The 10,371-nt window shown below is 67.9% G+C and carries 12 protein-coding genes; 9 read left to right on the plus strand and 3 right to left on the minus strand.

Translation table 11 applies throughout. The features are described 5' to 3' along the window. Together ACIQ1T_RS18605 and ACIQ1T_RS18610 are read right to left on the minus strand one after the other, a co-directional pair. Positions 1-378, minus strand: a 378-nt coding sequence (locus tag ACIQ1T_RS18605) for a D-glycero-alpha-D-manno-heptose-1,7-bisphosphate 7-phosphatase (protein WP_395946055.1), incomplete at its 3' end; no start/stop codon positions are given. Further along, positions 375-1,457 (minus strand): AGE family epimerase/isomerase, encoded by a 1,083-nt coding sequence (locus tag ACIQ1T_RS18610; protein ID WP_395946056.1) that lies wholly within the window; start codon positions 1,455-1,457, stop codon positions 375-377. The genes ACIQ1T_RS18610 and ACIQ1T_RS18605, both read right to left, overlap by 4 nt. A 189-nt stretch (positions 1,458-1,646) precedes the next feature. On the opposite strand from ACIQ1T_RS18610, the gene ACIQ1T_RS18615 reads away from it, so the two are divergent. The 6 genes from ACIQ1T_RS18615 to rbfA all read left to right on the plus strand — a co-directional run bounded on the left by ACIQ1T_RS18615 (position 1,647) and on the right by rbfA (position 6,182). After that, a complete protein-coding gene (locus ACIQ1T_RS18615) occupies positions 1,647-2,804 on the plus strand; it encodes a DegT/DnrJ/EryC1/StrS family aminotransferase (protein ID WP_395946057.1) in 1,158 nt (385 codons plus the stop codon). A 5-nt stretch (positions 2,805-2,809) separates the two neighbouring features. After that, positions 2,810-3,742 carry a Gfo/Idh/MocA family protein gene (locus ACIQ1T_RS18620; protein ID WP_395946058.1) on the plus strand — a complete coding sequence of 311 codons (933 nt, stop codon included), beginning with the start codon at positions 2,810-2,812 and terminating at the stop codon, positions 3,740-3,742. 31 nt (positions 3,743-3,773) lie between these two features. Continuing rightward, the gene (locus tag ACIQ1T_RS18625; protein WP_395946059.1) at positions 3,774-4,283 is read left to right on the plus strand and encodes a hypothetical protein; all 510 of its coding nucleotides are present in this window, start codon (positions 3,774-3,776) and stop codon (positions 4,281-4,283) included. Between the two features lie 107 nt (positions 4,284-4,390). Then, positions 4,391-4,975 carry a hypothetical protein gene (locus ACIQ1T_RS18630; protein ID WP_395946060.1) on the plus strand — a complete coding sequence of 195 codons (585 nt, stop codon included), beginning with the start codon at positions 4,391-4,393 and terminating at the stop codon, positions 4,973-4,975. Beyond that, the gene (locus ACIQ1T_RS18635; protein ID WP_395946061.1) at positions 4,972-5,667 is read left to right on the plus strand and encodes a DUF2459 domain-containing protein; all 696 of its coding nucleotides are present in this window, start codon (positions 4,972-4,974) and stop codon (positions 5,665-5,667) included. The genes ACIQ1T_RS18630 and ACIQ1T_RS18635 overlap by 4 nt, the downstream gene beginning before the upstream one ends. A gap of 65 nt (positions 5,668-5,732) precedes the next feature. Continuing rightward, the gene (gene rbfA / locus ACIQ1T_RS18640) at positions 5,733-6,182 is read left to right on the plus strand and encodes a 30S ribosome-binding factor RbfA (protein ID WP_395946062.1); all 450 of its coding nucleotides are present in this window, start codon (positions 5,733-5,735) and stop codon (positions 6,180-6,182) included. Between the two features lie 8 nt (positions 6,183-6,190). Here the strand turns inward: rbfA and ACIQ1T_RS18645 are convergent, their stop codons facing one another. Further along, a complete protein-coding gene (locus tag ACIQ1T_RS18645) occupies positions 6,191-6,781 on the minus strand; it encodes a hypothetical protein (RefSeq protein WP_395946063.1) in 591 nt (196 codons plus the stop codon). A 23-nt stretch (positions 6,782-6,804) separates the two neighbouring features. Here ACIQ1T_RS18645 and truB point away from each other — a divergent pair, with 23 nt between their 5' ends. The 3 genes from truB to pnp all read left to right on the plus strand — a co-directional run. After that, the gene (truB, locus tag ACIQ1T_RS18650) at positions 6,805-7,737 is read left to right on the plus strand and encodes a tRNA pseudouridine(55) synthase TruB (protein ID WP_395946064.1); all 933 of its coding nucleotides are present in this window, start codon (positions 6,805-6,807) and stop codon (positions 7,735-7,737) included. A 12-nt stretch (positions 7,738-7,749) separates the two neighbouring features. Continuing rightward, complete coding sequence (rpsO, locus tag ACIQ1T_RS18655; RefSeq protein WP_201099639.1) at positions 7,750-8,019, plus strand: 30S ribosomal protein S15; 270 nt, start codon at positions 7,750-7,752, stop codon at positions 8,017-8,019. 262 nt (positions 8,020-8,281) lie between these two features. Then, a partial coding sequence (gene pnp, locus ACIQ1T_RS18660; protein WP_395946065.1) for a polyribonucleotide nucleotidyltransferase occupies positions 8,282-10,371 on the plus strand: 2,090 nt, incomplete at its 3' end.

A 10,371-nucleotide genomic window follows, 5' to 3' on the forward strand; every position in this document is an offset into this window, starting at 1 on the left:
AATGTGGTGTTCGGCGATGGCCCTCAGCAACATGCCGGGATTGGGCTTGCGATCGGGATGGTCCGGATGGCGATAGCGTTCGTCCTGCGCCTCGGCATGGAAGGGACAGGCATAGACCGGGCCGATCACCGCCCCGTCCTGGGCAAGCCGCTTCACCAGAAGGACGTTGAAGGCGTGCATCTGGTCTTCGCTGAACAGGCCCCGCGCCACGCCCGACTGGTTGGTGACGATGACCGTCAGATAGCCGAGCCGGTTCAACCGCCGCACCGCGGCGGCTGCGCCGCGGACCAGCGTCAGATGTTCGGGCAAATGCGGGTAGCCGGAGTCCTCGATCAGGACGCCGTCACGGTCCAGAAAGACGGCGGGTAGTCCAGTCATCGGTGTCTCAACAGTTCGGAAAAGGCGGTCATCAGGTGGTAGAGACTGGAGGCTGGCGCGGCCTTGTCCTGCGACGCTCCGGTCGCGTCGTAGCTGTCGATCCACAGGCCGGGGATCGGCGTGGCCAGATGGGTGGTGAAGACCCTCTCGATCAGGTCGCCCGCGCCCGGGTCCCCGAACATCAGGGCCGTGCGGATCGCCTCGGTCTGAGCCCACAGGCGACGCCCGGCGTCAAGCGGCGCGCCCGCGACGTCCATCTCGCGGATCATGGCCCCGTCTTTCAATCCCTGAGCAATGGCGCGGCGGTGCAGATCCTCCGCGACGTCGACCGTCTCGAAACCGGCGATCTGCGCCTGGCGCAGAAGCCAGGCCCATTCCTCGAAATGGCCGGGTTCGACGATATGTCCCGTCGTCGGATCGGGCGTCCAGTCGGCGGTGAAATATTCATGGATCGCCCCGTCGATCAGAAAATGACTCCGGCACAGGTCCAGCGCCGTCCGCGCCGCCGCTTCGAACGCCGGATGGGGCGCAATCGCCTGCCAGGCCAGCATCGCCTCCAGCAGGTGCATGTGCGGATTCTGGCGCCGGGGCAGGCGCGCCGGCACGGCCTCCGCCCAGCCGCCATGAGGCGCGGCCATCAAACGGTCGATCGCCGCCAGCGTCTCCAGCGCCAGAGGTCGCGCCCGATCGTCGCCAAGGGTCCGGTGCGCGGCCGCCAGGGCGAAAAGCACGAAAGCCAGGTCGTAAAGATCCGGCGTGTCGTCCAGCACGTCTCCGGCGTCGTCGGTCGCGGCGACCCACAGGCCGTCATCGCGACGGCAGGTCGCGATCATCCGATCCAGCGCGGCCTGGGCCACGGTGCGCCCCCCCCCCCAACCCAGGCGGGCAGCCTCGCAAAAGACGTAGATCTGACGCGCCTGGACGCGGGTGCGTCGTCGCACGCCGATCACTGGCCGGGCGTCAAAATCGAGCTGTTCATAGAACCGCCCGTTCGCATCGACGCCGCGTTCCGCCCACAGCGGCAGGGCGTGGTCTAACAGCCAGGTCGAGACCTTGGTCTTGGCGTCGTCGAGGATCATGCCGTCGGCTTAGGGCGCATCCCGCCCGGCGCCAAGAGGAGGCTTCTGGAGTGGTAGACCGTTGCAAAGGGCAACGCGAAGTGACACCGCTCCGTTTGGTCCTCTCGCCCGATCTTGCTAGAGGGCGGCCCTATTCGCGGTCCGATCCATCGGTCCGCCGCCCCGATCTCTGCGTGGAGAGCGCCTCTCATGATCCCCTTCATCGACCTTCAGGCCCAGCGTCTGCGTCTCGCCGGCAAGATCGAGGCCGCCGTTCAGGAGGCCGTCGTCGGCGGCGCCTGGGTGATGGGACCTCAGGTCCGCCAATTCGAATCCGACCTCGCCGCCTTCGGTCAGGCCAAGCACGCTCTGGGCTGCGCCAACGGCACGGACGCCCTGGCCCTGCCGTTGATGGCCTGGGGGATCGGGCGCGGCGACGCGGTCTTCGTGCCGAGCTTCACCTTCGCCGCCACCGCCGAAGTCGTCCCCTGGTTCGACGCCGAGCCGGTGTTCGTCGATGTGGACGCCGACACCTACAATATGGACCCCGCCGCGCTGGAGCGCGCCATCGAAGGCATCAAGGCCGAGGGCCGCCTGACCCCGCGCGTGGTCATCGCCGTCGATCTGTTCGGCCAGCCGGCCGACTATCCGGCGATCAAGGCGATCTGCGACAAACACGGCCTGAAGCTGATCGCGGATTCGGCCCAGGGCTTCGGCTGCACCATCGGTGGCGAACATCCGCTGAAATGGGCCGACATCACCACCACCAGCTTCTTCCCGGCCAAGCCGCTGGGCTGCTACGGCGACGGCGGGGCGGTGCTGACCAATGACGACGAACTGGCCCAGCTGATCGATTCCGTCCGGGTGCACGGCAAGGCCGTGGCGGTCGATCTGAAGGACCGCACCTTCGACCACGACCCCAAATATCTGAACATGCGGATCGGCCTGAACAGCCGTCTGGACACCATCCAGGCCGCCGTCCTGATCGAGAAGCTGAAGGTCTTCGGCCAGGAGATCGACTGGCGCAACGCCGCCGCCGCCCGCTACAACGCGGGTCTGCGCCCCCATGTGGCCAAGGTGCCGGACGTGCCGGCCGGGAACATCTCCAACTGGGCGCAATATACGGTCGAGCATCCGGACCGCGACGGCCTGATCGCCCACCTGAAGGACCAGGGCGTGCCGACCGCCGTCTATTATCCGATCCCGCTGCACCTGCAGCCGGCCTATGAGCATTTCCCGCGCGGGGCCGGCGGCCTGCCCGTCACCGAACGTCTGAAGGACGTGGTCTTCAGCCTGCCGATGCACGCCGATCTGGACGAGGCGACCCAGGCCAAGATCATCGCCGCCGTCGCCAGCTACAAGGGCTGAGAATCATGCCGAACACCGCCCCCCTCAAGTTCGGCGTCGCCGGCGTCGGCGTCATGGGCCGCAACCATGCGCGCGTCGCCTCCGAGATGCGCGAGTTCGACCTGACCACGGTCTTCGATCCGGACGCGATCACCGCCGACGGCGTCGCCGCCGCCTTCGGGGCCTCGCCGGTCACGACGGCCCAGGCTTTCGTCGACGCCGGCCTGGACGCCGCCGTGGTCGCCACGCCGAACCGTTTCCACGCCGAGATCGGCGTCGCCCTGCTGGAAAAGGGCGTCCACGTCCTGGTCGAGAAGCCGATCGCCGCCACCGTCGCCGACGCCCAGCGGATGATCGACGCCGCCAAGGCCAATGACCGCGTCCTGATGGTCGGTCAGGTCGAACGGTTCAATCCGGCGGTCGAGACGGTCAAGCGCGCGGTCGCCGACGACGAGATCATCTCGATCCAGATCACCCGCGTCGGCCCCTTCCCGCCGCGGATGGGCGAGGTGGGCGTGGTCATCGACCTGGCGGTGCACGACATCGACATCATCCGCCACCTGACCGGGTCCGAGATCGTCGAGGTCCAACCCCAGCTGGCCCGCACCCGCGCCGAGCGCGAGGACACCGCCCTGCTGCAGTTCCGGCTGCAGAACGACGTGATCGCCCACATCACGACCAACTGGGTCACCCCCTACAAGACCCGCACCCTGCAGGTCGCCACCAAGACCAAATTCATCGTCGCCGACCTGATCACCCGCCAGGTGACCGAATATTTCGGCCAGCAGCCCGACGGCTCCTATTCGACCCGGATGCTGAACAGTTGGCCGGCCGAACCGCTGCGCAAGGAACTGGAGGCCTTCGCCCGCGCCATCGCCACCGGCGAGACCCCGGCCGTGACCGGCGAGGACGGTCTGCGCAACCTCGAGGTCGCCCTGCGCTGCCTCGGCGAGGCCTAAAGTCGCCGCAATGGGCGGGAAAGGAAACCGGATGCGCCCTGTTCTCGCTCCCGCCCTCGCCGGCCTGCTGGCCGTCTCCGCCGCCGCTCCCGCGCAGGCGGACACGCGCTACCTGTCCTACAACGCCTCGGACCGGGTCACCCAGGCCCTAACCAAGGGGATCACCCTGCAGGTCCGGCGCGGCCTGTTCGGCGCCGTCAGCGTCGAGCGGCTGTTCTCGACCACGGCGCGCGGCTCGGCCGATTTCAGCCGGGGCGGCCCCGGCGAGGCGCGGCGCGCCCTGCCCGACGGCGCCCACGAGAACGACCTCTACGCCATCGAACAGACCGGCGACGGCCGGGGCCTGGCTCGCGCCCTTTGCCCCGGCGCCGATGACGTCTGGCTGGTGATGAGCCGCATCCGCGCCCCCCGTCCCCTGACCATGCAGGCGGTCGGCCGCTGGGCCGACGGCACATTCCGTCACTGCGTCACCCTGAGCTACGAGTGGCGCGGCGAGTGGCAGACGGCGCCGGTCTCGCCGTTCGCCGAGACGGCCTCCTGAGGGCCTCCCCCTCGGCGCGAGTCCGCTTTCGTCTGTCACGGTTCGCCGTCTATCGTTGATTCATGACTGCGGCCCTCGCTCGAAAACGGAAGTCCGGCGGCCGGCTCATGCTGGGCATGCTGCTGTTCTGCGTCGCCGTCTCGATCGTACCAGCCCCGACCTTCATGCGCGCGGTCGAGACGACGGCCGTCGCCGGCTGGACCGGCGCACGCGACCGGACCCTGGACATGGTCGCCAAAGGCCGCACCCGACTGGACCAGCTGGGAAGCCGGGCTGACGCCGCCTCGCCCGTCGCCGCCGACGCCGGCGCCGATACGGTGCTGGCCGGCGACTACGCCCCGGCCGACGACCGCACTCGCACCCAGTCCGGGACGGTCAGCTTTGTCGGCGCCGATATCCGTCTGGAGGTCGGGGGCGCGCTGAACACCCGGCCCGATCGGCTGGCGTCCAGCGAAGCGGTCGCCGTCCACGGCGTGACCTGGGCCGAGGCCTTCGAGATTCCCGCCGGCATCCAGGTCGAGATCCGCCAGGCGTCCGGCGTCGCGCCCAGCCTGTGCTCCGGCGGCCGGATCGGGCGGCTGGCCCTTGTGCAGACGACGCGCACGGTGATGATCCTGCCGATACGGGCTCCGGCCCGGTCGGGCGAGCCGGAAACCCTGTGTCCAGTGCTGCATCTGGAGAAGCGGCGATGAAATGGGGATTGCCGCTCGCCGTCCTGATCGGGGTATTCGCCGCCCTGCTGACCTGGACGCGACCCGGGGCGGACCTGCCCTCTCCGCGCGCTTCCGATCAAGCCGTCACCGTCTATCTGCTCGACAATGGTTTTCACACGGATCTGGCGACGCCGCGTGCGGCGCTGGAACGGCGGGGCGGGCCGCTGGGGCGGGCGGTTTCGGCCCTGGCGCCGGGCGACTGGATCCTGATCGGATGGGGCGACGCCAGATTCTATGTCGACCAGAGTCCGATTTCCGACCGGCTGCCCGACGGCGCCCGCGCCTTCTTCCACCCCGGCAATCCGTCCGTCGTCATGCTGGACCCCGAACACGGGAATCCCCGCACCCGCTACGCCGAGGATGGCCGGGCGGTCCTGCGCCTGACGCCCGCCGCCTTCGACCGGATGGCGGATCGGATCGAGGCGTCGCTGGACCTGTCCGACGCAAGACCGCGCCTGGCGGCCGCCCGTCCCGGCGATAACGCCCGTTTCTTCGCCAGCCGCGAGATCTTCTCGATCCTGCATCTGTGCAACCATTGGACGGCCGAGGTGCTGAATGCGGGCGGGGTGGATATTCGGCCGGCGCGCTCCGTCTTCTCCGGCGAGGTCATGCGCTCCGCCCGGCTGACCGGAAACGCGCCGGAACTGGACACGACGGCCCCGCGCGACTAGACCGCCCGCCTTTCGCTTATCCGGCCGGGTCCGAGCCCCGGCGGGCGAACAAGAAGGAGCGGCCGATGGCCCACAAGCAACACACCCGCAATTCCTCCGGCCCCGCCGGTCCGAGCCAGCGCCAGCTGCGCGCCGGCGAACTGATCCGCCACGCCCTGGTCGACATCCTGCGCGAGGAGGACATCCACGACGAGGCCCTGGTCGGCGTCTCCGTGACCGTGACCGAGGTCCGCCTGTCGCCGGACCTGAAACACGCCACCTGTTTCGTCGAGCCCCTGGGCGCCGGCGTCGAGGCGGCCCCGACCACCGGGCACGAGAGCGAGATCATCAAGGCGCTGAACGTCCACGCCAAATTCCTGCGCGGACAGCTGGGCCGCCGGCTGGACATGAAGTTCACCCCGGACCTGCGTTTCCGCCACGACGAAAGCTTCGACGCCGCCAGCCACATGGACCGGCTGTTCGACGATCCCCGTGTCCGCGCCGACCTGGAACGCCGCGACGACGAGGGCGAATGAGCCGGGTCTCAGACCTGGAGGCCGAACTGTTCGACCAGCCAGTCGTAATAGGCGGGCATGACCTGGCGCAGTCGTTGGCGGGTGCGCGGGGGCCGCGCCGCCCGGCCCCAAAGCGCCACCGAGGCCGTCATGGCGAAGAACTCCACGACGTTGGACAGCATGTAGGACTGGGCCGGAAAGGCGCCGGACGCCTTGGCTTGGTCGTAGAAGGCCAGGATCTCGGGATTGCGTCTGCGGCCCGGCGCGCGCTGGAAATGCCAGCCGTGCAGAAGTTCGTGCAACAGCAGCGGATTGTCGGCCGGCGTCTCGACATCCTTCAGGGCCAGACGCCCATTGCGGAACTCGCCCGGTCCCTTGATCGACGGATCGACGACCAGGGGCACGCTGCGGAACCAGTCCAGAATGTCGGGCCTGATCTTCAGACTGTTCACCAGATCGATCTGAGCGCGCAGCGAGGCCAGGGTCGCGGCCCGCATCGCCTCGGGCGCCAGGGCCAGGTCGATGCCGAAGCCGCCATAGGTTTCCTGTCCCGACTGGAAGGCCGGGGTCATCAGGGCGAGCGGGGCGGCCAGGGCCGCGCGGCGACTGAGCGTTTTCATATCCATTCAACGGAGCATGGCTGATGGGCCGTCGCAAGAAGGGCGATATCGTGGACGGCTGGGTCTGCCTGGACAAGCCGTTCGAGATGGGATCGACCGAGGCGGTCAGCCGCATCCGTCGCCTGTTCAACGCCCAGAAGGCCGGTCACGCCGGGACGCTGGACCCGCTGGCCAGCGGCATCCTGCCCATAGCCCTGGGCGAGGCCACCAAGACCGTGCCGATGATGATGGAGGCGAGGAAGGTCTATCGCTTCACCGTCAACTGGGGCGTCTCGACCGACAGCGTGGACCGCGAGGGCGAGATCATCGGCCGGTCCGACGTGCGCCCGTCCGTCGAGGCCGTGAAGGCCGCCCTGCCCGCCTTCGTCGGCGAGATCGACCAGACACCGCCCCGCTTCTCGGCCATCAAGGTCGACGGCGCCCGCGCCTATGATCTGGCCCGCGACGGGGTCGAGTTCGAGCTGCAGGCCCGGCGCGTGACCATATATTCGGCCGAGGTGACCGACGCCCCGGACGCCGACCACGTCGAGATCCGCATCCTGACGGGCAAGGGCGTCTATGTCCGTTCCCTGGCCCGCGACCTGGCCCAGGCCCTGGGCGCCGAGGGCCATGTCTCGGCCCTGCGGCGCGAGCAGGTCGGGCCGTTCAGCACGGATAATGCGGTCACGCTGGATTCTCTGGAGGAAATGGTGCATAGGGGCGCCGCCTCGGAAGGTTTGCTTCCCGTGGCGACCGCCCTGGACGACATCCCGGAGCTGGCCGTCACGGATCAAGACGCCTTCTCGCTTCGGCAGGGACGCCCCATCGTTCTGCTCCCCCGTCAGGTGGAAACCCTCAAGGCCCGTCTTTCCGACGGTTCGCGAACGGTTTCAGCCTTTCAGGATCAGACCCTGGTCGCCCTCTGTCAGTTGCGGGCCGGTCGACTAGAACCCGACCGCGTTTTCAACCTCCAATGACGGAGACATACGATGTCGGTTACTGCTGAACGCAAGCACGAGATCATCGCCGATAACGCCCGCACCGCCGGCGACACCGGCTCGGCCGAGGTCCAGGTCGCGATCCTGTCGGAACGCATCGCCAACCTCACCGAACACTTCAAGACCCACAAGAAGGACAACCACTCGCGTCGTGGCCTTCTGAAGATGGTGTCGCAACGTCGCCGCCTGCTCGACCACCTGAACAAGGTCGACGCCGGCCGCTACCAGGCGCTCATCGCCAAGCTGGGCCTGCGCCGCTAAGGCGCGGATCAGCGCAAGACTGTATTTCGAGGCGCGGGCGGTCACGTCCGCGCCTCGTTGTGCAACTAGAGACTGTCACTCTGAACGACCCGGGCGCCGCGGGACTGAACGGCGCAGACGTTGAGGGCCAGGACGGTCCTCTACCCGGGTCCGTCGCGATGGCGCGGCGACCCCTGGGGGCCGAGGGACCGAACGCCTGACGCCCCAGCCCAATGATGGGACCCCGCGCGGAATACGCCGCCCGGGATACGAAAGACGGAATATGTTCGACATCAAACGCAAGACGATCGAGTGGGCCGGACGCCCGCTGACCCTGGAAACGGGCCGCATCGCCCGCCAGGCCGACGGCGCCGTGCTGGCGACCTACGGCGAGACCGTGGTTCTGGCCACCGTCGTCTATGGCCGCGCCCCCAAGCCGGGCCTGGACTTCTTCCCCCTGACGGTCAACTACCAGGAAAAGACCTTCGCCGCCGGCAAGATCCCGGGCGGCTACTTCAAGCGTGAAGGCCGTCCGACCGAGAAGGAAACCCTGGTTTCCCGCCTGATCGACCGCCCGATCCGCCCGCTGTTCGTCAAGGGCTTCAAGAACGAGACCCAGGTCGTCGTCACCGTGCTGCAGCACGACATGGAGAACGACCCGGACGTCCTGGGCATGGTCGCCGCCTCGGCCGCCCTGACCATCTCGGGCGTGCCCTTCATGGGTCCGATCGGCGCCGCGCGTGTCGGCCTGATCGACGGCGAGCTGGTGCTGAACCCCTCCATCGACCTGATCCCGACCTCGGACCTCGACCTGGTGGTCGCCGGCACCCAGGACGCCCTGATGATGGTCGAATCCGAAGCCAAGGAGCTGTCGGAAGAGAAGATGCTCGAAGCCCTGATGTTCGCGCACGCGGGCATGCAGCCGGTGATCGACGCCATCATCGAGCTGGCTGAACACGCCGCCAAGGAGCCCTTCGACTTCCAGGCCGAAGACCACTCCGACGTCGTCGCCTCGATCAAGTCGCTGGTCGGCGAGGACATCAAGGCCGCCTACACCCACCCGGGCAAGTACGACCGCCGCTCGGGCGTCGACGCGGCCAAGAAGACCGCCGCCGCCAAGCTGGTGAAGACCGACGAGAACCCCGACGGCGTCGACGGCTCCAAGTTCTCGGCCGCCTTCAAGGAATGCGAAGCCGAAGTCCTGCGTCGCGACATCATCGAGAACGCCCACCGCGTCGACGGCCGCGCCCTCGACAAGGTCCGCGCCATCGTGTCGGAAGTCGGCGTCCTGCCGCGCACCCACGGCTCGGCCCTGTTCACGCGGGGGGAAACCCAGGCCCTGGTCGTCGCCACCCTCGGCACCGGCGAGGACGAGCAGTACATCGACAGCCTGCAGGGCACCTACAAGGAGTCCTTCCTGCTGCACTACAACTTCCCCCCCTATTCGGTGGGTGAAGCCGGCCGCATGGGTTCGCCCGGCCGTCGCGAGATCGGTCACGGCAAGCTGGCCTGGCGCGCGATCCGTCCGATGCTGCCGACCAAGGAAGACTTCCCCTACACCATCCGCCTGGTCTCCGAGATCACCGAGTCGAACGGCTCGTCCTCGATGGCCACGGTCTGCGGTTCGTCGCTGGCCCTGATGGACGCCGGCGTTCCGCTGGTCCGTCCGGTCTCGGGCATCGCCATGGGCCTGATCCTGGAGCCGTCGGGCGAGTTCGCCATCCTGTCCGACATCCTGGGTGACGAAGATCACCTGGGCGACATGGACTTCAAGGTCGCCGGCACGTCGGAAGGCATCACCAGCCTGCAGATGGACATCAAGGTCGCCGGCATCACCAAGGAGATCATGGAACAGGCCCTGACCCAGGCTTCGGCCGGTCGCCTCCACATCCTGGACGAGATGTCCAAGGCCATGGACGCGCCGCGCACCGAACTGGGCGAGCACGCGCCGAAGATCGAAACGGTCAAGATCCCGGTCGACAAGATCCGTGAAGTGATCGGTTCGGGCGGCAAGGTCATCCGCGAGATCGTGGAAAAGACCGGCGCCAAGATCGATATCGGCGACGACGGCACCATCAAGGTCGCCGCCAACGACCAGGAGAAGATCGACGCCGCCAAGGCCTGGATCCAGTCCATCGCCTCGGAACCGGAAGTCGGAACCATCTACTCCGGCAAAGTCGTCAAGGTCGTCGACTTCGGCGCCTTCGTGAACTTCTTCGGCGCCAAGGACGGCCTGGTCCACGTGTCCCAGATCGCTCTGGAACGCGTCGCCAACCCGGCCGACGTCCTGTCGGAAGGCCAAGAGGTCAAGGTCAAGTTCCTGGGCTTCGACGATCGCGGCAAGACCAAGCTGTCGATGAAGGTCGTCGATCA

The organism is Brevundimonas sp. (assembly GCF_044336875.1).
Lineage (GTDB): Bacteria > Pseudomonadota > Alphaproteobacteria > Caulobacterales > Caulobacteraceae > Brevundimonas.

Coding starts and splice junctions, on each gene's coding strand:
- ACIQ1T_RS18615 (WP_395946057.1), top strand. CDS start 1,647: ATGATCCCCTTCATCGACCTTCAGGCCCAGCGTCTGCGTCTCGCCGGC.
- truB (WP_395946064.1), top strand. CDS start 6,805: ATGGGCCGTCGCAAGAAGGGCGATATCGTGGACGGCTGGGTCTGCCTG.
- ACIQ1T_RS18635 (WP_395946061.1), top strand. CDS start 4,972: ATGAAATGGGGATTGCCGCTCGCCGTCCTGATCGGGGTATTCGCCGCC.
- ACIQ1T_RS18610 (WP_395946056.1), bottom strand. CDS start 1,457: ATGATCCTCGACGACGCCAAGACCAAGGTCTCGACCTGGCTGTTAGAC.
- ACIQ1T_RS18630 (WP_395946060.1), top strand. CDS start 4,391: ATGCTGGGCATGCTGCTGTTCTGCGTCGCCGTCTCGATCGTACCAGCC.
- ACIQ1T_RS18645 (WP_395946063.1), bottom strand. CDS start 6,781: ATGAAAACGCTCAGTCGCCGCGCGGCCCTGGCCGCCCCGCTCGCCCTG.
- ACIQ1T_RS18625 (WP_395946059.1), top strand. CDS start 3,774: ATGCGCCCTGTTCTCGCTCCCGCCCTCGCCGGCCTGCTGGCCGTCTCC.
- ACIQ1T_RS18620 (WP_395946058.1), top strand. CDS start 2,810: ATGCCGAACACCGCCCCCCTCAAGTTCGGCGTCGCCGGCGTCGGCGTC.
- rbfA (WP_395946062.1), top strand. CDS start 5,733: ATGGCCCACAAGCAACACACCCGCAATTCCTCCGGCCCCGCCGGTCCG.
- rpsO (WP_201099639.1), top strand. CDS start 7,750: ATGTCGGTTACTGCTGAACGCAAGCACGAGATCATCGCCGATAACGCC.